This window comes from Butyricimonas sp. Marseille-P2440 (genome assembly GCF_900091675.1).
Taxonomy (GTDB): Bacteria; Bacteroidota; Bacteroidia; order Bacteroidales; family Marinifilaceae; genus Butyricimonas; species Butyricimonas synergistica.
In genome coordinates this window covers 153,737-173,104 of sequence record NZ_LT594608.1, presented here as the reverse complement: position 1 = coordinate 173,104, position 19,368 = coordinate 153,737, and the positions used below count along the sequence as shown (strand labels likewise).

At 40.8% G+C, this 19,368-nt stretch carries 22 protein-coding genes, 3 tRNA genes and 1 other RNA gene; 12 read left to right on the top strand and 14 right to left on the bottom strand.

The window, feature by feature from the left end; genetic code table 11:
- Position 1 precedes the first annotated feature (1 nt).
- The gene (gene glpA, locus BN8899_RS04420) at positions 2–1,627 is read right to left on the bottom strand and encodes an anaerobic glycerol-3-phosphate dehydrogenase subunit A (RefSeq protein ID WP_065218481.1); all 1,626 of its coding nucleotides are present in this window, start codon (positions 1,625–1,627) and stop codon (positions 2–4) included.
- A gap of 514 nt (positions 1,628–2,141) precedes the next feature.
- Here glpA and BN8899_RS04415 point away from each other — a divergent pair.
- Positions 2,142–2,561: a helix-turn-helix domain-containing protein gene (locus BN8899_RS04415; RefSeq protein ID WP_018339703.1), complete on the top strand. Its 420-nt coding sequence runs from the start codon at positions 2,142–2,144 to the stop codon at positions 2,559–2,561.
- Between the two features lie 428 nt (positions 2,562–2,989).
- Here the strand turns inward: BN8899_RS04415 and BN8899_RS04410 are convergent, their stop codons facing one another.
- From BN8899_RS04410 to ffs, 4 genes are all read right to left on the bottom strand, one after another.
- The gene (locus tag BN8899_RS04410; RefSeq protein WP_065218480.1) at positions 2,990–3,310 is read right to left on the bottom strand and encodes an Arm DNA-binding domain-containing protein; all 321 of its coding nucleotides are present in this window, start codon (positions 3,308–3,310) and stop codon (positions 2,990–2,992) included.
- Positions 3,311–3,549: 239 nt separating this feature from the next.
- Positions 3,550–3,621 (bottom strand) — tRNA-Thr (locus BN8899_RS04405).
- A gap of 24 nt (positions 3,622–3,645) precedes the next feature.
- Positions 3,646–3,719, bottom strand: a tRNA-Thr gene (locus tag BN8899_RS04400).
- Between the two features lie 8 nt (positions 3,720–3,727).
- Positions 3,728–3,826: signal recognition particle sRNA small type (gene ffs / locus BN8899_RS04395), an RNA gene on the bottom strand.
- Between the two features lie 228 nt (positions 3,827–4,054).
- Between ffs and BN8899_RS04390 the strand changes: the two genes are divergently transcribed.
- Complete coding sequence (locus BN8899_RS04390; RefSeq protein WP_065218479.1) at positions 4,055–5,158, top strand: hypothetical protein; 1,104 nt, start codon at positions 4,055–4,057, stop codon at positions 5,156–5,158.
- Positions 5,142–6,272 carry a hybrid sensor histidine kinase/response regulator gene (locus BN8899_RS04385; protein ID WP_065218478.1) on the top strand — a complete coding sequence of 377 codons (1,131 nt, stop codon included), beginning with the start codon at positions 5,142–5,144 and terminating at the stop codon, positions 6,270–6,272. Before BN8899_RS04390 ends, BN8899_RS04385 begins: the two co-directional genes overlap by 17 nt.
- On the opposite strand, the gene BN8899_RS04380 is transcribed toward BN8899_RS04385, so the two are convergent.
- Complete coding sequence (locus BN8899_RS04380; RefSeq protein ID WP_018338235.1) at positions 6,269–6,868, bottom strand: 3'-5' exonuclease; 600 nt, start codon at positions 6,866–6,868, stop codon at positions 6,269–6,271. The genes BN8899_RS04385 and BN8899_RS04380 overlap by 4 nt on opposite strands.
- 10 nt (positions 6,869–6,878) lie before the next feature.
- Positions 6,879–7,415, bottom strand: coding sequence for a DUF5063 domain-containing protein (locus tag BN8899_RS04375; protein WP_018338234.1), 537 nt, complete (start codon positions 7,413–7,415; stop codon positions 6,879–6,881).
- A 363-nt stretch (positions 7,416–7,778) separates the two neighbouring features.
- On the opposite strand from BN8899_RS04375, the gene BN8899_RS04370 reads away from it, so the two are divergent.
- Positions 7,779–7,866: transfer RNA gene (locus tag BN8899_RS04370), tRNA-Ser, on the top strand.
- 161 nt (positions 7,867–8,027) lie between these two features.
- Positions 8,028–9,221, top strand: a complete 1,194-nt coding sequence (locus tag BN8899_RS04365) for a site-specific integrase (RefSeq protein WP_065218477.1) — start codon at positions 8,028–8,030, stop codon at positions 9,219–9,221.
- Positions 9,222–9,241: 20 nt separating this feature from the next.
- Here BN8899_RS04365 and BN8899_RS04360 read toward each other — a convergent pair whose 3' ends face one another.
- From BN8899_RS04360 to BN8899_RS04340, 5 genes are all read right to left on the bottom strand, one after another.
- On the bottom strand, positions 9,242–9,511 hold the full coding sequence (locus tag BN8899_RS04360) for an HU family DNA-binding protein (RefSeq protein ID WP_065218476.1): 270 nt from the start codon (positions 9,509–9,511) through the stop codon (positions 9,242–9,244).
- A gap of 9 nt (positions 9,512–9,520) precedes the next feature.
- On the bottom strand, positions 9,521–9,712 hold the full coding sequence (locus tag BN8899_RS04355) for a hypothetical protein (protein ID WP_065218475.1): 192 nt from the start codon (positions 9,710–9,712) through the stop codon (positions 9,521–9,523).
- A gap of 54 nt (positions 9,713–9,766) precedes the next feature.
- Positions 9,767–9,973, bottom strand: a complete 207-nt coding sequence (locus BN8899_RS04350; protein WP_065218474.1) for a hypothetical protein — start codon at positions 9,971–9,973, stop codon at positions 9,767–9,769.
- A gap of 488 nt (positions 9,974–10,461) precedes the next feature.
- Entirely contained in the window at positions 10,462–11,424 is a 963-nt protein-coding gene (locus BN8899_RS04345; RefSeq protein WP_082986900.1) for a tyrosine-type recombinase/integrase, read from the bottom strand.
- A gap of 117 nt (positions 11,425–11,541) precedes the next feature.
- The gene (locus BN8899_RS04340; RefSeq protein ID WP_065218473.1) at positions 11,542–12,711 is read right to left on the bottom strand and encodes an LPD29 domain-containing protein; all 1,170 of its coding nucleotides are present in this window, start codon (positions 12,709–12,711) and stop codon (positions 11,542–11,544) included.
- A 1,573-nt stretch (positions 12,712–14,284) separates the two neighbouring features.
- On the opposite strand from BN8899_RS04340, the gene BN8899_RS04335 reads away from it, so the two are divergent.
- Genes BN8899_RS04335 through BN8899_RS04305 form a run of 7 tightly spaced genes read left to right on the top strand, consistent with a single transcriptional unit; the run spans position 14,285 to position 18,511 of the window.
- Entirely contained in the window at positions 14,285–15,829 is a 1,545-nt protein-coding gene (locus BN8899_RS04335) for a phage/plasmid primase, P4 family (RefSeq protein ID WP_065218472.1), read from the top strand.
- A gap of 11 nt (positions 15,830–15,840) precedes the next feature.
- Positions 15,841–16,224, top strand: coding sequence for a hypothetical protein (locus tag BN8899_RS04330; RefSeq protein WP_065218471.1), 384 nt, complete (start codon positions 15,841–15,843; stop codon positions 16,222–16,224).
- A complete protein-coding gene (locus BN8899_RS04325) occupies positions 16,217–17,041 on the top strand; it encodes a hypothetical protein (protein WP_065218470.1) in 825 nt (274 codons plus the stop codon). The genes BN8899_RS04330 and BN8899_RS04325 overlap by 8 nt, the downstream gene beginning before the upstream one ends.
- On the top strand, positions 17,034–17,411 hold the full coding sequence (locus BN8899_RS04320; protein ID WP_065218469.1) for an SH2 domain-containing protein: 378 nt from the start codon (positions 17,034–17,036) through the stop codon (positions 17,409–17,411). Before BN8899_RS04325 ends, BN8899_RS04320 begins: the two co-directional genes overlap by 8 nt.
- Positions 17,404–17,739, top strand: a complete 336-nt coding sequence (locus BN8899_RS04315; protein ID WP_065218468.1) for a hypothetical protein — start codon at positions 17,404–17,406, stop codon at positions 17,737–17,739. The genes BN8899_RS04320 and BN8899_RS04315 overlap by 8 nt, the downstream gene beginning before the upstream one ends.
- Positions 17,723–18,154: a hypothetical protein gene (locus tag BN8899_RS04310; protein WP_065218467.1), complete on the top strand. Its 432-nt coding sequence runs from the start codon at positions 17,723–17,725 to the stop codon at positions 18,152–18,154. The genes BN8899_RS04315 and BN8899_RS04310 overlap by 17 nt, the downstream gene beginning before the upstream one ends.
- Before the next feature lie 12 nt (positions 18,155–18,166).
- The gene (locus BN8899_RS04305; RefSeq protein ID WP_065218466.1) at positions 18,167–18,511 is read left to right on the top strand and encodes a hypothetical protein; all 345 of its coding nucleotides are present in this window, start codon (positions 18,167–18,169) and stop codon (positions 18,509–18,511) included.
- Here the strand turns inward: BN8899_RS04305 and BN8899_RS04300 are convergent.
- Both BN8899_RS04300 and BN8899_RS04295 read right to left on the bottom strand, forming a co-directional pair.
- Positions 18,506–18,871, bottom strand: coding sequence for a hypothetical protein (locus BN8899_RS04300; RefSeq protein WP_065218465.1), 366 nt, complete (start codon positions 18,869–18,871; stop codon positions 18,506–18,508). The genes BN8899_RS04305 and BN8899_RS04300 overlap by 6 nt on opposite strands.
- Positions 18,868–19,368 carry a hypothetical protein gene (locus BN8899_RS04295; RefSeq protein WP_065218464.1) on the bottom strand — a complete coding sequence of 167 codons (501 nt, stop codon included), beginning with the start codon at positions 19,366–19,368 and terminating at the stop codon, positions 18,868–18,870. Before BN8899_RS04295 ends, BN8899_RS04300 begins: the two co-directional genes overlap by 4 nt.

Below are 19,368 nucleotides of genomic sequence, written 5' to 3'. Positions count from 1 at the left end.
GTTATTCCTTTGAAGATGATGTTAGTCCGCACACGCCCTCGTAGATCCATGCGGTATATTCACTTTCTCGTAACGTGTCGCCCCATGCGATAGGTGCCATGCCTTTCCATCTCTCGTTCAAGAAAGAAGTAAGGTCAGCTTTTGCTCTTTTTGTGCAGGCTTTCTTCATGTTGCTCATTAGCCCGGCAGCCCGACAGGCGCAAAGTTCGCCTTGGCAAGTACCCATGCCCGCGCGGGTTCTTCTCCGTAAATCGACAAGGTTGTTCACGTCCAATTCGTTCAGTGCGTATTTCGCCTCTCCCACGGACACTTCTTCGCATTCGCAAATCAAGCTGTTGTCTAGAGGTGTGTTTTCGGAGAATTTGTCCGCCATATCCCCGTGGCGATTGATTATCGCATTGCGTTGAGCGAGAGGGACGGATATAATCTTTTTGCTTATTTCTTCGGTGTTCTCTCTTGAACCGGGCAATTTTTCCGAGGCGGTGGTGCAAGGAACGGTGACATTTAATTTCTTGCAAACCAAGTCGGTTGTCCATTCGGACATCAACCGGTAGGTCATCAATTTTCCCCCGGTAATGGTGACGAATCCTTCGAGCCCGTCTCTCGTTGCGTGATCCAGAAGGACGATACCCCTGCTTACGTTTCGTCCGCTAGGATCGTCATCTGACGCCACTAACGGGCGAACTCCCGCATAGGCTCTTAGGATGCGTGTCTGAGCCAGTTGCGGGGATAATTTCTCGCCTTCCCGCAATAGTAAATCTACTTCTTCCGGGGTGACATACATGTTATCTACTTCCTCGTAAGGAACTTTGCTGGAAGTTGTTCCGATCAGACAGATCGTGTCGCCCGGCACGAGAATATCGGCGTCAGCAGGTTTCCGACATCTGTTCAGCACGATGTTGTTTACCCGGTGACCGAAGATAAGCAGGGCTCCTTTGGCAGGTAACATATTGATATTAACCCCTGCTAGCTTCGCTATATTATGTCCCCATATACCTCCCGCATTAACAACAACGGAGCTGTAATAGGATTTTGTTTCTTTTGTTTTGTGATCAAGTACTTTGATGCCCACGATCCGGTCTTGTTCCCGGATGAGTTCGGTGACCTCGTGATAGGTAAGGACCTCGGCGCCGTAAAGTTTTGCGTCCATGATGTTGGAGGCGGTTAGGCGGAAGGGGTCTACGGCTCCGTCAGGAACCCTCACGGCTCCTATAATGTTCGGGTTGGCAGAAGGTTCCATTTTCAACGCGTCTTTTGGATCGATTACGTCAGCCCGGATGCCGGCTTGGCGGCACGCATCTACAAATTTGGATTGGAATTGAATGTCATCTTCGGGGAGAGTCAAGAATAGTCCATCTGTTTCTTCTACGCAGTGGCTGGCTATTTTACGGAGAATCATGTTTTCCTTGATGCATTCTTCTGCTGACTCTTGATCGGTTACCGCGTAGCGGGCACCACTATGTAGCAACCCGTGATTGCGTCCCGTGGCTCCGGTTGAAATGTCAAATCTCTCCACCAAAAGCACCCGTAGTCCTCTGCGGGAACAGTCTCTAGCGGTTCCGGCTCCTGTAGCCCCGCCGCCGATGATGATCACATCAAATGGTTTGGTTGTCTCGTGCTGTGTCATATCCAAAAGATTTTATATCACAAAGGAAAGAAGAAAACGAAATAAAACAAAACAAAATCGCAATTATTTTATCTAAAAACGAAACTAAATGAAATGTTTTGTATTCGATTCTCTTTTGAAGCGTTTTTTATTTCTCCATTGAGGTGAAAAAAACGAAACTGTTTTATGCCTATTATATAATAGGAGTGGAAGGGGATTCGTGTGGTATATTCCGGGGGGATTTATAAGGATTTTGTTGGGGAATATGCTGGGATTTCCAGAGTGTGTTTGAAATGATGCCTTGTGATCGTGTGTGAAAAAAGGAGAAGACAAAGAGCGTTAACGGGATAAATGTCTCTGTCTTCTCACATCACCAACCGATTAACTAACCCCAACAACTTGGGGATTTCACCAATAATCGCTATATTTGTAACAAACGATATGCAAAGATAATGCAAATTTGGAAGAATGCAAAGTCAAATTGGATTATATTTTGCTAGAAAGTAAAATTTAAATTAATTCTAAATAAAAAGATATGTCATTTTCCGAGAGATTGCTAGAGGTGATGAAAGAGAAAGGGTACACGAAATATCGTGTGGCGAAGGATTTAAATATGTCAGCTACAACTATTTCAAATTATTTGAATAACAAGACTAAGCCTGACACCACAAAATTGGAAGTATTGAGTCGTCTATTGGGAGTGAACCGGATTTGGCTTCTGACAGGGGATGGAGAGAAATGCCGGGGTGATGTGATTGGAGAAGATTCTTGTTCTCCTGTTCGTTCTGTGAAAGAGGATGATAGCGAGTTAACTCGCCATTTAGTGGAAATTATGGACAAACAAGCTTCTTCCTTGAAAGCGAAAGACGATCAGGTGTCCATGTTGATTAGTACAAATGAATTGTTGTTGCGTAAGATTACGCCTCTGCTTGAAAGGTTGATGGAGAAACTTTAATGATGTAATATTGGAATACTATTTTACGAGCGTTACAAGTGTTGAAAAATGGATTTTTCGATCGTTCGTGAAGTAGTTTTTCTATTTTCTTGAAAAAATACGATTAAAATAGATTTTTTTTTTGAGATAAAATCTTCAATGAAAAGTGTGGTATTTAAGAGCGGCGTCAAGCCATACCCGTGTACGGGTGAAACCGGCTCAATGGGAAAATCTGTGTGTTTTATTTTTGCTTGATAAAATTATTTTTCATGACTGCTTTGGAAGAACTTGTATCTTTAATGTTTCTTGCAGGTTTGGTGGATTATTTTGTAGTAACTCGAGTCAGTAAAATTGATATCGGCTACTAGGTTTACTAGTTTTCATGACGAGTAAGTGATCCATGATTTCCCTTTACGTGGTAAGGTTTTTGACCTGGTAATCAAACGTCGTCATTGGAGGCATGTTGAAACGGGCAAGGTGATATCCCGGGACTGGTATCTTGTGGCATGCTGGAGTTCTTTATCGAGAGAGTTCTCGGATTTTTTGTTTAACTTTTGAATTTCAGAGTCAATAATGAGTTGGATGTATTCTTTGTTGGGTGTTTCCTCTTTTAAGGAATCATTTTCAAAGTCCCAATAATCAATATTGATTTTTGTCCCTAAGCTTTTTCTTCTACTATCATAGTTGTAACTTATTTTAAGGGCAAGGGGTGCTTCATTTTTTTTGTTGATTTTGTCTTTTCTACAAATAGGTGTTATACTTACTTCCATAAATTTTCTTGATTTATAGAACTGGTATTTGGCTTTATTGAAAAAATGGGGACCAAATAGGGGGACAAATAAGAGGCAAAATCCCTATTTTTTATCTAAAATCCCCTTTTGTCACTTGAAAAATAAGAATATTGCATTGAAAGGGAAGGTTTGGTAACTAAGAAACATTCTTATTGTAACTATTTAAATAATAGCTATATAAAACAAAAGAGCAGCCCTTTTACAGACTGCTTCTCCTGAGCTGTTAATGGGATTTGAACCCATGACCTCTTCCTTACCAAGGAAGTGCTCTACCCCTGAGCTACAACAGCAATTTGAAAGAACTTACTTTCTAGAGCCTCTTGTCGGATTCGAACCAACGACCCCGAGATTACAAATCACGTGCTCTGGCCAGCTGAGCTAAAGAGGCATTTTTAAAATGGGTAAGCTGACTATGTCGCACCGCTCAACCATCTACCCTTGCTGCCTTCCGACCCTGGGGGAGTTCGACAGGAGCTGGTCGCATAGGACTTACCCGGGCACAAAAGTACAAAAATCTTCTCAGTTACCAAATGTTTTGAACCTTTTTTGTGCGGGAAAATATGACGAAGAATTTAATATATTGGTTAATAGGAAATTGTTGTCTGATATATTTTATGGAAGTTGTATAAAAATAGGGATTAATGTAACCTAAAATGTAAATTTCGTGTATAAATACTGACAATTGAAAGCATTTATTAAGGACTAAACGATCCAAACGAACGTATGCAAACACAAAACAACATAACAGGAGCGGAGTTTCTTTCAGATTTAAACGTATTGTTGTCTACAAGCGTGGGATTGAATAGAAACGTGAAACAAGCCCTAAGGAAATTGGGCGAACACGAGAAAGCCGATCAGGTGTATATCGTTAGTATTAATCATGATATGACTTTCACGATCACGGAGGAATGGACGCGAAACGGGGATTCCGTGTTCCCGGAGACAGACGAGAAACGAAGTTTTTATTATGACAGGAAGCTCGAGCAGGACTTGGAACGGGACAATTATATTTATATCCGGGACATCGAGGAAGTGACAAACGAGGGATTGAAAAATATCATGCGAGCCATGCAAGTGCGTTGCGCTATATTCTTGCCTTTATATGTGTCCAGCCATCTTTTTTCTTTTTTATCCTTGAGCCGTTGCGGGGAGCAGGAGTTGTGGTCGGAGGAAGATATTGCTTTTTTAATTCAGGTGGCATCCGTTATGTCGGGCGCTCTGGAGAAAGAGTTGATACTGCGCAAGCTGGTTAAACATCACGCCCTCTATCAAGATTTTATCGAGAACCGGGTAGATTATATTCTGAGGCTGAATAGGCATTTGCATATCAGTTTTTCCAACAAGACTTTCTACTCGTTGTTCGGGGATAGCCCGGATGATGTTATCGGGTGCCGTATCGGGGATTTGATGACGGAAATGGATATACCCCCCAAACAACTGGAAGCCGTGGCAAAGCACCCGGATATGTTATTGACGTTTCATTCCACGCTGGCTCCCGCGGACGAGGTTATTTTCATCGAATGGTATGCTTATCCCGTGAAGTTAGACCGGGAGCACATAGAGATACACCTGATCGGGCATAACGTGACCAGATTCCGGGAAGTGGAGAATGAGCTGAACGTGTTGAAAACGGACTTGCAGGTATTTTCCGAATCAATGTTTCCCATGTGGAAATCAATATGTGAGCGAGTGCAGAACGACACGGGAAATGAAAGCGGGGAGGAGAAAGATGATTTGATGAAAAAGACTGAAATATTTAATCGGTTCTACGAGGAACTTTTATCAAAAATTGGTTATAAATTTGCGGCGCATGCATATAGATCATAGCGAATATACGATACTTTTGGCGGACGATTCCGTTTCGAATATGGAGAAAATGAAAAGCCTGCTTGCGGGGGAGAATTTTAGGTTGGTTACTACCTTGGAAGCAGAAGAAGTGTTTCTGCTCGCGAAATTAAGATCGCCTGATTTGATTATCGTTCGATTGGCATTGGAAGAAGGTAAGGGGATCAAGGTCGTTCGTCAGTTGAAGGAGAGTGTCCTGACGAAACATATCCCGATTCTTTACATGACCATGCCGAACCGGCACGAGGATTTCCGGAAAGTGGCGGATTACGAGGACGTGGAATTTGTCTCCCGCCCGTTGAGTAAGAAAGAACTAGTATTGAGGATTAACAATCAATTGCTTTTGTTGGAATCACAACGGATTATCGCTTGCCAGAACGAGAAGATTCAGGATGTGGTGCGCTCCAAGGATAAACTGTATTCGGTGATAGCCCATGACTTGCGTGCCCCGATCGGGACGTTGAAAATGATTCTCGAGGCGATAGACCACCAGAAAGAGCGGATTCCGGATTCTAATATCAAGCATTTGATTAAAATGTTGCAGGAAACCACCGACGAAGCCTATTTGCTTCTGGAAAACTTGTTGATGTGGAGTAATAGCCAGAATGGGGTGTTGGAGCCTTCCTTGCAGACATTTTCTTTCTCGGAAGCAGCGAAGGAAGTTGTGGCGCTGCAGGAGAATATTGCGGGAGCAAAAGGAATCAAGATGCATAACCATCTGAAAAAGGTGTTTTCCGTGCATGCCGATCTGAACATGATGAAGACGGTGTTACGTAACTTGCTGTCAAACGCGATAAAGTTTAGTTACAAGGGGGGGGAGATCACGATTAACGGGGAGGAGAAAGACGGTTTCCTGATCGTATCCGTGCAGGATAAGGGGCAGGGGATAAGCAAGGAGCACCAGCGGGATTTGTTCGCGGATGGATTGCACTTTATATCTTACGGTACCCAAAAGGAAAAAGGTAGCGGATTGGGATTACAACTCTGTAAGGACTTCGTGAAGATGAACCACGGGAAGATATGGTTTAACTCGGAGGAAGGGAAAGGAACTACGTTTTATTTTTCCATTCCCGTGTCCGATAAAGTCCAGAATTAGGATACTTGTTGCAGTTGGCTTTTGCCGGATTTCAATGCTTTATACATTTTGAGTGCGCCCCAGGCGTCTGTTGCCGCATAATGAACTTGTGCGGATGTTAGTTTCGGGGCTTCCCAGTTTGATGTGCGTTGCCGCTTCGAGATTTTTACATGAAATATGATAGACATGAGTTTCGAGAATGACATTTCTTCGATCCCGAAGGCTTTCGCGAAAATCTGTAAGTCCAGGAAATTGGTTGGCGTGAAATTAGCCAGTTTTCTCAATCCCCGGATGTCGTCCCGTATGCCCACGCCAATTTTCGTGGTCTGCTCGCTTGCTAAAAGTTCTTGCAAGGCTTCCGTGAAACCACATTTATTCAAACGGAATAAATACACCCGCTTGTCTGTTGCCAATTGAAGCAACCCGACCTGGTGGGTTACTCCTTTCTTGAATGCCGGTTTCGTTTCCGTGTCGAAACCGATGTAGGGATACGAGAGCAAATCTTTCACCGCCGCATCGATTTTATCCTCATGGTCGATCACGACGATTTCCCCGTCGAACGTAAAGATAGGTAACCCCTTTATCTCTTCTTCACTAATCTTCGCCTGGTATTCCATGTTTCGTATTTTATTGAAGGTCGTCCGTGTCGGTCACTTTGTATATAGCCAGATGGATTGCCCTCAATACGCTGGTGCATGATTTGCCCCAGTATAATTCAAAACTATTGTTTAATTGCCACAGCGCTTCTCCCATCACGTCGATCATCCCGCTACGGTACGAGGAAATGAAATTCTTTAAATCCTGATATATGTCGCAGAGTTTTTCCGAGATCGAGTTCACGATCGGGGTTTCGCTGTATTGCATGTTGTCATCAAAAACCTCCAGGTACTCGTCATGTTCCCTGAGAATGCCGTGCAGGGATGCGAGCAACGTGTTGTAATCTTCTTCCGTCACCACCTCGTCCAGCATTCCCATTTCGTCACTCTCGCAGCTTGGCAATAGACTACCCTTCAAGTAAATTAACGGGATAAATTTCTGCATTTTAGAAAGAAAATCATTGGTTTCGTCCTCGTGAGCGGATTCCAAGTATCCACAAAATTCCTTTGCCACAGCCACGAATTCGATGACCTCTTTGCTATATCCCACGTGTTGTAAATCGTCCATAACGTTTTTGTTTTTCACCGCAAAATTACCAAATATCTTAGATTATACGTAAAAAGCGGACAAGTTTTTAGTTATTATGGTAAATTTTCCATGTAAAGAAAGTGCGGTTACCTTCATCACGAAGTAACCGCACCGAGACTAGCAACAATCTACATTCACTTTTTCCCAAGCTGTGATACTGGGGATTCCCTCTCTCCTAAATGCTAGCAATCTCTTGCATTTCTCCGGTTCATCTCACTTTCCCTCCGGAGAAATTGTATTATTGATACGCCCCGAGAAAAAAATCGTTGTAGATTTCCAGTTAAAAATAGATAAGAATATACGTGATGATAAAAAATAATTTCTATATTTGTCCCCGCATCCGGAAAGATGCAGGAGTGGCTGAACTGGCACGCCTGGAAAGCGTGTAATCCTCTAAAGGGATTCCGGGGTTCGAATCCCCGTCTTTCCGCTGAAAACAAGGGAGTTACAATCAATATTGTAACTCCCTTTATCGTTGATGAATCATTTTTTACATCGGGTTTTAGCGGTTTTTGGGCGGTTTTGAGGTGTGTTCGCGTGCAAATTGCACGCGAATTTTTTTTACCTTTGTTGCAAGTAAAATAAATAATTATGGCATCAGCAGTATTGACTATTGACGAGAGAAGCAAGCGAAAGGATAATACTTATCCTGTTATTATTCGTTTGACATGCAACCGGAAGACCACGGCTATGGCGATGGGAATTTCTATCCCGAGGGATATGTGGGTAAAAGGGAAAATAGGAATGGAAGTGAAAAAAACTTATCCTAATGCCTCCTTGATTAATGCGGATTTATTGCGTTCGATGAACAAGGTCCAGAGTTGCATCTTGCAACTAGAACAAAACGGGAAAATTGAAACTATGAACGTTACGGAACTTAAAAAATATATTTTAGATTCTTCCAGGGAAAAGAAAGAAGAAGAGAATCATAAAGTTATTTTTGCTGAATATTATCGTAATGCTCTGGATTTAATGGACAATGAAAGAACCCGGGAAATATACACGGAAACCCTAAAAAAAGTCGTGGAATATGGTGGAGTGGATCTTACTTTCGAGGAAATGAATGTGCCATGGATTAAGGCGTTTGACAAGTGGCTGAAAAAGGATTGCCCTTCTTTAAACACTAGATCCTTGCATTTAAGAAATATTCGTAAAATTTTCAATGACGCCTTGGATGATGAATTAATATCGGTTTACCCGTTCCGTAAATATAAGATTGAATCCAAAAAGATGTCGGATACAATGCCATTGACGATAGAGCAAATGCGTGCTATTCGCGACTACCAGGCGAAATGCGAATCGATAGAGATTGCTAAAGATGTATTCATGGCTACATTTTATCTTATCGGTATAAATTCTTCTGATTTATACGAGTTAAAGAAAGGGAGCCGATGCGTGTACAAAAGAAACAAGACCGGGAAACGCTATGACATAGGCTTACAACCGGAACTTTTAGAGTTAATCGAGAAATACAAGGATGACGAGAGAATGTTTAGTTTTTACAAGAGATACAGGAGCACGCACGCTTTTAATGCTAATGTTAATTTTAATTTAAAGGTTATCGGGAAGGTTATTGGCGAACCTGGATTGAAGCTTTATCATGCCCGGCACACGCACGCTACTATCGCTCGTAAATTGTTGCACATAAGTAAAGAAGATGTTGCCGAAATGTTGGGACATGGCAGTTTTGATGTAACGGATATATATGCTAGGTATGACACGAGGCAGATAGATGAAAATAATCGCAAAGTGATTGATTGCTTGAATCAAGTGGAAAATAAATAAAGCGGGAGGATAATCCCGCTTTATTTTGGCAATTTTATTAATTTCGATGGAGTGAATTTTACAATTTTCCTCTCGGGAATAACTACAGATTTCTTTTCCCATAGATCGTACCCTTTGCGCTCTTTTCGGACTTGCACCGAAAATGTCCCGAATCCCATAATTTTAACAGGCTCTTCTTTTTTTATAGTACTTAGAATTGTACCTAGAACAACGTTTATAACCCTTTGTACATCTGTTTGCGATATCCCAGTTTCAGCAGAGGTTATTTTAATTAATTCTCTTTTGTCCATATTAGTTTATTATATATTTTTTGAACGTTCTAATCTTTCTCGAATCGTTTCGTTTATAAATCGATTCACGTTTTTTTGCGCCCGGATAAATTCTTCTAGGTCTAAATCTGGTTTGAAAAGTATCGGTTTTCCACAAGTGGCTTTTTTCCCAGCCCCTTGGCGTTTGCCTCCCCTTTTTTTTGTATCTTTGTCCTGATTCATGGCGTTGCTATGATTTAACTACAATTTAGCCGGGATAATGTCCCGGCTTTTTTATTAGAAAGTGTCGCAATAACACTGCAATGTTTCAACTTCACTTTCATTCCCGTCTTCTTCGCTATCTGCTTTGTAATCCTTTATAAAAGCAACTTCTTTCCCGTTAAAATAAACTACAACTAAACCGTTTTCTTCTTTTGCCTCGTAACCTTTAGTCCAAGTTTTTACTTCTTCAATAACCTTGTTTATAAATTCTGCGTTCATCATGGCTTTAATTTTTTGATTGTTACTATTGATTTAACTACAATGCAAATATAGAACTTTTATTTGAAATAGTATATATTAAATCAAAATATTTTCATGGAAATTTGTTATTTATACACAATACAAATAATAACCACGTATAAAAATAAAGCCCCGCTACAAAAGCGGGGCAGATATATAATACTTAAATATATTATTCAACAATATGTAAGTTTTGTCACTAAATACGCAAAATAATTCCGAATTATAGAACTTATTCGGGGATGAAATTTTATAAAATAGAATTTATCTCAAGAAAATGATTCTTGGGAAATACAGTTATTCCTGTTTCCTCCCTTTGTAATTAATAAAGAAAAACAAGAAAAAAAGAGCCACGAAAATCAATGAACCCCACCCGATCAAGTTTACCAAAATGATCAGAATTATAATAAACCATATTATCGCACCAATCGTTAGCATACTCTATAAATTTAAATTGTAAAGTTAATAATTTACTTGAAATACTCTCTCGCTGACTCGGGTAATTTATTCACCGGAGCCAAAATATAACGCTCGGTCATGGTTGTACTGCTATGACCCATTCTCAATTGTATTTCCCGGATGGGAACTCCAAGAATTGCCAAATTGGAAGCAAACGACCGTCTAGCAGTGTGGCTGCTAACAAACTGGTACTTGTGCCCAGTCAAGCTTTTCCCGGCTTTAAAAACCTTCACTTTACTATCAATCCCCGCTTTCCGGCATATATCTTTTATCGTGTCGTTAAAAGTAGATTCGGCATACTCCCGGGTAACGGCTATTTCCAGTAACTTGGGAAGGCCTTTTTTCAGTTCTATCGTTGCCGGAATTTTCGTTTTCTTGCTAACGTAGGTTATATATTTTCCTTGTATATTATCCTCGTTCATGCACAAGATATCCGAATGCCTGGCTCCGGTATAACATCCGACAAGGAATTGCGCTAAAATAACCTCTTCCCGTTCGTTTTCCGGCTTGAATCTTTCCAGTTTGCACAGTTCGTCCACCGTCAAGTATATCGCCACGTGCGGCTCGTTTTTCACCCTTAACTCGTTCTCGAAATCTTTGCACGGGATATTGGCTATTTCCCTGTTATAATTCAGCACGGAACGGATCATAGCCGTGTATGTCCGTGCCGAACTACCGCAACAATTATTTTTAAAGTATTCCGAGATATCCCGTATATTTTGCCTCGTGAAATCATCCCATTCCGGGAGGCGTCCAACTATCCGTCGTATTGTATTGATTATCCCGTAATACCTCGGGTATTTAAGCAAAAAACTACCCGTGAATGTTTTACGCCATTCTCGCTTAAAAACGTCTATATCGTTAATCTCTTCCGGTAGCATCCCCGAATTTATCATACCAATAATAGTATGGTCGCTCACTCCATTGTTAAACAGAGCACTATTTATATTTCCAGTGTCTTTAATTGTTTCCATGATATTAAAATTTAATTCTTACCCCCGACCGGGCAAATCTGGTCGGGACGCTCCCGGCTTAAAAGCTATTTAATGCCGCCAGGACGGCTTACAAACAAAGGGTGGTTATTATTAAAATTAAGCTGCCATCGTGTTATTACTGCTCCTCTTCTTGTATTCCGCCAGCATAACGGCAATATATTTCAATTGCACGAATTTCATATAGTAGTTTTTTAGCTTTTCTTTCACGTGATTTCTAGCGTGTAAATACCCGTTTTCGATCGCTATTCTCTGAATACACGAGATAAAATCCGTGAAAGCAACGGTATCCATTTTCGCGCGTTCTTCTCGGCTGCTGGGAATTAACTGTATATCGTTTCCCTCGTTGGGCTTTTCGTCCATGTCAATCCCTTTTAACAGGCTTACCAGTGCTTCGCGCTTACTTTTCGAGAATACCCACCCGGCACGCTTCCCGCCGTCGTACTTCAAAGCCGGGTTAAATCGTCCTCCCAACTGTTTTAAATCTTCTTTTATAGCTTTCGTGTTGCCAAACACAGCGACCGCTTTTTCCGAGTAATCGATGATTTCTATATCTTCAACCGTTACCGTGTTCGTTTCTTCCTCGTGATCCTCACTAACCATTACCCCTTTTTTAGCTTCTTTCACCCGTGCTGTTTTGTGTATTTCCTCCCAATCGGACGAGCGGACCTCAACGAACTTGTAGAAATTGGTATCGAAATAGTCTATCATTCCGTCGCTATCGTCGTACCGGAAACTGTCTATATAGGCGTTCACGTCCAGCATAACGGCATTCACTAGATCGTTTAACCGACTATCTTCTTCCTTCATGTATGAGATTTGCGGGTTATAATATCCTTTTTCTCTCCCTTCACTAGATAGCGGATCTGCCACCGGTCCGCCCTTGAGATAAACTACGATTTCGGAACACATGGACGCGTATTTGCAACGCACGCTAAATTTCCATCCTGACCACTGTATTTTAACGTATTCTCTTACCCTGGCGGCAATGTCTTTCGTGCTTAAGCTAAAATCGTAACGGCTACCTTCCCAACCATTAGACGTGTAAAAGTTCCTCCGGTACTCGCTAGCTGTTTCACTCGTTGCTGTTTCTACTTCATCATCTTTTGATGGTTCGTTTTTCCAGATCTTGAAAAGTACGTCAAATTCAACGTTTATTTCTTGCATTACCTCGGTGTTACCTCCTTTGTCCGGGTGATTCGCTAGGGCTAGTTTGCGATACTCTTTTTTCAATTCCGCAATGCTGCTAATGTTTTTAAAGTGTTTCATGATTATTTATTTTAATTGTTATTATTATTTGTCCCCGCCCAGGAATCGAACCAAGGGCGTAAACCGTTCGGGGAATTAGTTACAAGGTGCTATATACATGCAATAATGAGCCGCTTTTTTCAAATTGTAGTCACTTCTATAAGTCACGTAATAGTTATAAGTTTTGTTTATTCGATTGGTGGCTTCCAAGGGATTGCAACCCATTTTTACAGCCGATTTAATTAATTGTGCTTTCGTGTACGTTTTCATGATTATTTCGTATATTTGCAAAAATCCGTCCCCGGTTTTACCCGGGGTTTTGGAATTAAAGCTTTACGCTAATCGTTAGCTTTACTTTCCAAACTCTAATACAAATTGTCAGTTCCATATTAGTACGGATTTTGTTTACCGGAATACGCCGGTAACGTTCGGGGCTTCATTGCCCCTTTTTTATTATATCTTCCTCTGCGTTATCACGGGCTTGGAACCGTTACCAATGGCAGCCGCATTAAGATATACAACCTTTATTCGGTTCGAAGCTTCCTGTTTATATACCGGCGAACAACTTTAAGACCGGCGAAAGAGTAACTATTTTGTTATCTCCTTTTGTTCTATACTTAAAGATACTACAATGTAGCAAAATAGCAAAATATTTTAATGGTTATTTGATTGATATACAGTTGTATAGAAATATATGCCATGCAATAACACCGTATTTTAAACGTATAATCAAATAAATACCACCATTCGCACTATTTTTATAAAGATAAGACCGGATACCATTCGTAATAAGTGCCCTATAACACGACACAATTAAGCGTACGAGGGAAAGGTTATCTTGAACCATTCTAAATTATTTCATACATGCCAAATCAATGATATTTTAACACTTATTTTTGGCAAATATTATAACACAATGATAATATAATACACAACAATGTATAGCCAGCATCAGATGTGTAATTTATAGCATTCCATCGGGATAATAAAGCAATACATCTACAAACATTCCACAATGCAAAGAGTATAACAATAATATACGCATGTAAGGCGTGAATAATGATATAGGAAGATATAAGGATGGATTACCTCGATTCAATCTCTTTTATCGTCGATGTGTTTTCAGTCTATCAAAGTGACTAAAAAGTGTCTAAAACAACACCTGTAAATATCTAAAAGTACATAAAATATTCACGAATGCGCAAACATAACACGCTAGTACATATATGTGTATAATTTTAATTTTGAATATTATACATATAATATACTGTACCCTCCCCCCCCTGCGAGATAACGAGAAACGGGGCTATTCACCCCATCTAAAAATTTTTTTTCTTATTTTTTAGTGTCATCATTGTTTACATTGCCAAACGAAAATTAACAACTTTGTTTTCTCCGTGTTTTGTATCATTTCGTGTATAAAAATATATATGAAGTAATACTTTAATTGATTCATATAATATATTGTGTGTAAGTATTTATATATTTTGATTTGTATAAAATATACGTTATATTTGTGGTGTAATAAATAAATTGAATAAAGATATTTGATCTTATCAAAGGGGAGTAAGAATTTTTGTTTTGTGTATATTTTATGAATTACGATGTAGATAACGGGTTAATTGACAATATGGTACAAAACCTGTACGAAAGTTCGGGGAAATACGATTATGATATAACGAGTTCTCCGACGTCGAAGGAGTACCAGAGGGTTTATTACGAGAACTTGTATAAAGTGACGGAGGCGGTTTATAAAACGATCTCGAGGAGTGGGTTTGGGAGGTACAAGGGTGGTATATGGTTTTTCACGGGCAAGGTATACGAGCCTATCCCGAGTACCTCTTGTTTCCGGAGGGCTATCAAGTTATTCTTGGGCAAGGTTCATGTTCCAGTTGACTTTATATTGAAGTCGCTCGATAATATTATCAAGGAGGCTTATCAGGCGTTGAATAATAACAGGATGTTGAAGCCTCGCTTTAACTTGATGGCATTCAATAACGGTGTTGTAGACATGAGTGACGGGGTATTGATGCCTTTTAGCAAAGATCATCATGTTGTTTACCTTCATGGCTACGATTATGATCCTTCAGCAGATTGCCCGATGTGGAAAGAGTTTTTAAGGGGGAGGTGTGTTGGTTTGGGCAAGTATTCCGGAGGAGTTTTGCCGGACAAGAATGACAGGGCTATACTACAAATGTTTCTTGGTTTGGGGTTGTATGACAGGGGTACGATGGACAAGAAGGTGGAGAATAGCTTGGTCTTGTTCGGTAATGGGAGTAATGGTAAGAGTGTTATCATGGATACGGTGACGGGAGTGTTTGGAGGGGAGAATATATCCAATTTGAGCATGGAGGCGTTATTGAGAGGTGGTGACGAGAGGCAGAGGAATTTGTCGCAGATAGACGGTAAGATATTTAACTGGAGCGGGGAGGTTGAGTCAAGGACTTTCGCGGGGAAAGAGGATGCTGCCAAGAGTTTGATATCCGGAGAACCTCAGCTTGGGAGAAGGATAGGTAATGATGCTTTCAAAATCACGAATATACCCTATTTTATCTTCAACGCTAACAGGTTCCCATCGGGTAATGATAGTAGTTTTGGATTTTTCAGGAGGTTTATTTTTATCGTTTTTGACCGGATTATAGACGAGAAAAAGCAGAATTTGCAATTGACTCACGATTTGATGAAGGAATACCCGGGTATTTTGAATTGGATACGAAGGGGAGCGGTTCTTTTGAAGAAGAATAAATTCAAGTTTCCAGAGAGCGAGGGATGTATAAGGAAAAAGATAACGGAGATGGGGTTATCGGCTCTAGGGAAGTCGTGGGCTATGGCGAGGGGATGTTTCGCTTTGCCCCGGCAGGGTGTTAGGAATGACTCTTGGTGCGAGATTGATTTCTCGGTCATGTACAAGGATATCGAGAGGTATGCCGAGGAGAACGGTTTCCCGATGGTGAGCAAGCAGACTTTGGCGGCTCACTTGCGGGATTTAGGTTTCGGGAAGAATAATAAAAGGAAAGTGGGTGGAACCGTGTATTACAAGGTTTACGGGTTGACGCAGGATGCTTTGATGAGTCCGGTTCCGGTGGTTTGCGACATGAACGTGGAAACTGGTAATGAAGGTTTTGTTTACGATGAATAAATATTATAATCATGGATTTAGGAACGAAGAAAAAAATCGGGAATTTCGTTTTAACGAAGAAAAAACAGGGCAAGGTGACGTTTATAATTGTTAGTACATTGTCCGGGGTATGGTCGATGTCTTTTAGGGCGGATAACAAGATGTTTAGGTCGCTCGACACGGTAGAGAAAGATGCCGAGGAATCTCTTCACACGTGGATAACTTCGCTTTATGCCGCTTGTCATATCGTTGACGGGGATTTCACGGGAGAGTTGATGAATTCTATCGACAAGTATTTCGAGAAACTTAAAAAGAATGAAAAGCCTATTGATGACGACGAGGATGCCAAGATTTTGAAGGACGAGAGAAGATCGCACGAGATGAGAGAGGAACTTGATAAATTAGAGAATGAGTAAAGCTACGTTGACGGGTATAATGCTTACACGAGAGCAAATAGATGGTTTAAATGAATTCTTGCACAATAATCCGGAATTGATACTCGATAACGTGACACCGGATGGAGGTTTTGAATTCGTGGATACTAGGCCCGTTGGAATAATAAACCATGATGGAAGCATTCGTGACAACTTGAGGCAATTCGTCGATCCGTTACCACTTGTTTCTAGGCAACGAGGTAAAATATTATTTACTCAAAAGATAAAAATGATGTGGAAGAGAAATAAATTGAAAAAAGAGAACGAGAAGCTGGCTTTAACTGAAAAGATGTACGTGAGCGTTATTAAATTAATTATTGGCATGATAGAAGACGGGTATGTTCGTTTGCCATATCCCGTCCCGGAATTAGAACAAATCGATCGTTGTTGTTCCAGGTTGGTCGGAATCGTTGGTCGGTTGATAGAAGAAAATCAAGATTTGAAATCGGAGAAAAAAAATAGTAAACCAATTCCAGTTGCCCCGATACCTGTTACTTGTTTCGATAATGGCACGGACAAGTTAAACGTGAATATAAAAAACGAGAACGTGGATAGAGGAACTGTCGATATTATTAAGGAATTGACGGAGGAAAACATGAAATGGAAGACGTATCATCATTATTTGTATCTTTTGGTTACTGCTTTCTGTAAAGGTGATACTAAAGAACCTGTAATTCTTCTTGGGGATATTCCGCTGGACGCTCAAGAACTTGATATTCATGACGAGTTGAAGAAGTTGTGTGATGAGGCTAGGAAATACCGTGATATAAAGTCTAAAATCGAGAATAAAAATGGATAATAAAACACGTGTACACGAGTTCGATTTACACGTTTACCCGAGGAAAATATGGGTGAGCGTGGCGGCTCCGTTAAAGGAGTTGAACGAGTTTTTCGAGAGTTCATACGATGAAATGGATATAAGCGAAGATGCCACGGTAACAGTAAACAGAAGGATGAACCCGGAGCCTATGGGTGGCGTGTTGATTAGATTCAAGAATAAGGGCGCGATGACCGTTGGAACTATCTCTCACGAGGCTGTTCATGCGGCGTTGGAGGTGTTTGATTACGTGGGGGCGAGTGTTGACACGAAGAATCAAGAGCCTTTCGCTTACTTGTGCGGGTATATAGCGAATTGTATTAATAGTGTTAAAACAGGAAAGCATGAATGATGTTTTGATGATTGACTGGAAGGACATTTTAGGTGCGTTTTTTATAGTTGTGATAGTTGGTGGTTTAGTTGTCTACAATTGGACTCGGGTACTTGGATTATTTTGGCTGGTACAACCTATAATCACTCCTCTAGTTTGGTATCACGTGGCGTTCCCGGGAGAAAATGATCCAACGGCATTTAGTTTGGGCAGCACGCTTGTCGTTTGGGTGTTAAGTTCTATTTTAAATATTAAGACGGGAAATATAGTAATAGATCTACATGATTGGTGGGAGGAGAAGAGAGTTGAAATAATTGGTAAATTTTTGAAGCATGATACGTCCAAATGAATTGAGAATAGGGAATTGGGTTTATATCCCAAGTAGAAAGGAAGAAGGGGTTGAAATGCCTGCTAAAATAAGAGAGTTAAGAGGTACGGATGTCACTACTTATGGTAATAGAAAGAGAAGTGATTCGTATTTATGTTTGAATCCAGTACCTCTCAAGGAAGAGTTGCTTTTGAAGTGTGGGTTTGATGTCCTTGTTGGTAGAAGTTGTTACAGTTGGGTAGATAAAATATATTCAACTCCAGATAATAACTTGGTGTTATATTGCAAAAATAATAGTTATAGGTTCGCTAGAGAAAGGTTCGGTATTGGCGGATGGACATTGGTTGATGTGAATGGTTATAACTTTATTTGCTTGCATCAACTCCAAAATTTGTATTTTGTGTTAACAGGTCAAGAATTGAATGTAAACTTATGAATAATATACTCTATGAACGCTAGAGAGGAATTTTTAAGGGAAATAGGTGATAGAGTAAGGGATGTAAAGTGTGCTTATATAACATTATATTATTGTGACATTGACACTAACACGCATGATGCTCATCCTTGCGATCCGAGAATAAAAATTATCTTGCAAGAAGGGTGGTGTGACAAAGATTTAGACGAATTTTTAAATCAGCTTGATATTGATTATGACAACGGTTTCGGGGGACAAGAGTTGTTCGGGTATGTCTGGATGAATGACGGGACGTGGTTTGAAAGGCACGAGTACGACGGTGCGGAATGCTGGGAGTATAAAAAATACCCAGAAATACCGGCTGAATGTTGTTCATAAAATTTCCATGTGGAATCCTGATTGTTCTTTTTTGACGAGTTCTTCGCCGAGGTAGACGGGGATGAAGTGCGTGGTGTCGTCGTCGGGGATGTAGCCAGCGGAAACGAGGTTGTCGGCGATGGATTGGGAGATGTTGTTGAAGTCCCATCGTCGTCGGCTGTCCCGGTAGAAGTAGAGCCCGATACGGAGGGGATATGGTTTTCCGGCGGTTTCTTTTATCCAAGCGGGTTTGTTGACAAGCAGGAGAGGTTGTATCCATTGGTCGTATTCACGCGATAGTTTTGATGATATGACACGTTTGCCGGTCCATTGTTTGGAGTTTTTCTTTGACGGGACGTTTTTGCCTGTTATTTTGATCATGATTTCTTTACTTTTTTCTGGTGAGCGGCGTATAATTCACATTGATAGCAAGATAAAGGCAGGTAGAAATGCACGGTGTTGTCCTCGTCTTTTACCTCGTCTTTTTTCATCTGCGTGACTTCTATGATTTGTTTGTTTATCTCGAGCCATTCCTTGCTCCCGATGGATGCTTTTTTCTTGGCTATGGCGAGTTCTTTCAGGGTCTGTTCCTTTGACACGCTAGACGGGTCAAAATCGTCGTCGGATGCCACATCGGCATCTTTGGAGTAGCGTTTCCGGGTGCGTTCTAGGTATTTTTGGAACTCGGGGCGAGATGTTATTTTCTCTATTTGCTGTTTGTTGTAGTCGTCGGAGTACTGGGCGTTGTAGCCGTAGGCGGCAACATAGGCGTTGACATCACGCCAGCCGATAGCCATTAGGTCCGCCATGATTTTTTCCTGCACGGAACCTAATGCTGAACGGCGACATTCTGTTTTAAGAGATTTTGAAAAGTCCAT

What these genes read in the sequence shown, in the direction of transcription:
- glpA (WP_065218481.1), bottom strand. Translation starts at nt 1,627, where the DNA reads ATGACACAGCACGAGACAACCAAACCATTTGATGTGATCATCATCGGC.
- BN8899_RS04415 (WP_018339703.1), top strand. Translation starts at nt 2,142, where the DNA reads ATGTCATTTTCCGAGAGATTGCTAGAGGTGATGAAAGAGAAAGGGTAC.
- BN8899_RS04410 (WP_065218480.1), bottom strand. Translation starts at nt 3,310, where the DNA reads ATGGAAGTAAGTATAACACCTATTTGTAGAAAAGACAAAATCAACAAA.
- BN8899_RS04390 (WP_065218479.1), top strand. Translation starts at nt 4,055, where the DNA reads ATGCAAACACAAAACAACATAACAGGAGCGGAGTTTCTTTCAGATTTA.
- BN8899_RS04385 (WP_065218478.1), top strand. Translation starts at nt 5,142, where the DNA reads ATGCATATAGATCATAGCGAATATACGATACTTTTGGCGGACGATTCC.
- BN8899_RS04380 (WP_018338235.1), bottom strand. Translation starts at nt 6,868, where the DNA reads ATGGAATACCAGGCGAAGATTAGTGAAGAAGAGATAAAGGGGTTACCT.
- BN8899_RS04375 (WP_018338234.1), bottom strand. Translation starts at nt 7,415, where the DNA reads ATGGACGATTTACAACACGTGGGATATAGCAAAGAGGTCATCGAATTC.
- BN8899_RS04365 (WP_065218477.1), top strand. Translation starts at nt 8,028, where the DNA reads ATGGCATCAGCAGTATTGACTATTGACGAGAGAAGCAAGCGAAAGGAT.
- BN8899_RS04360 (WP_065218476.1), bottom strand. Translation starts at nt 9,511, where the DNA reads ATGGACAAAAGAGAATTAATTAAAATAACCTCTGCTGAAACTGGGATA.
- BN8899_RS04355 (WP_065218475.1), bottom strand. Translation starts at nt 9,712, where the DNA reads ATGAATCAGGACAAAGATACAAAAAAAAGGGGAGGCAAACGCCAAGGG.
- BN8899_RS04350 (WP_065218474.1), bottom strand. Translation starts at nt 9,973, where the DNA reads ATGATGAACGCAGAATTTATAAACAAGGTTATTGAAGAAGTAAAAACT.
- BN8899_RS04345 (WP_082986900.1), bottom strand. Translation starts at nt 11,424, where the DNA reads ATGGAAACAATTAAAGACACTGGAAATATAAATAGTGCTCTGTTTAAC.
- BN8899_RS04340 (WP_065218473.1), bottom strand. Translation starts at nt 12,711, where the DNA reads ATGAAACACTTTAAAAACATTAGCAGCATTGCGGAATTGAAAAAAGAG.
- BN8899_RS04335 (WP_065218472.1), top strand. Translation starts at nt 14,285, where the DNA reads ATGAATTACGATGTAGATAACGGGTTAATTGACAATATGGTACAAAAC.
- BN8899_RS04330 (WP_065218471.1), top strand. Translation starts at nt 15,841, where the DNA reads ATGGATTTAGGAACGAAGAAAAAAATCGGGAATTTCGTTTTAACGAAG.
- BN8899_RS04325 (WP_065218470.1), top strand. Translation starts at nt 16,217, where the DNA reads ATGAGTAAAGCTACGTTGACGGGTATAATGCTTACACGAGAGCAAATA.
- BN8899_RS04320 (WP_065218469.1), top strand. Translation starts at nt 17,034, where the DNA reads ATGGATAATAAAACACGTGTACACGAGTTCGATTTACACGTTTACCCG.
- BN8899_RS04315 (WP_065218468.1), top strand. Translation starts at nt 17,404, where the DNA reads ATGAATGATGTTTTGATGATTGACTGGAAGGACATTTTAGGTGCGTTT.
- BN8899_RS04310 (WP_065218467.1), top strand. Translation starts at nt 17,723, where the DNA reads ATGATACGTCCAAATGAATTGAGAATAGGGAATTGGGTTTATATCCCA.
- BN8899_RS04305 (WP_065218466.1), top strand. Translation starts at nt 18,167, where the DNA reads ATGAACGCTAGAGAGGAATTTTTAAGGGAAATAGGTGATAGAGTAAGG.
- BN8899_RS04300 (WP_065218465.1), bottom strand. Translation starts at nt 18,871, where the DNA reads ATGATCAAAATAACAGGCAAAAACGTCCCGTCAAAGAAAAACTCCAAA.
- BN8899_RS04295 (WP_065218464.1), bottom strand. Translation starts at nt 19,368, where the DNA reads ATGGACTTTTCAAAATCTCTTAAAACAGAATGTCGCCGTTCAGCATTA.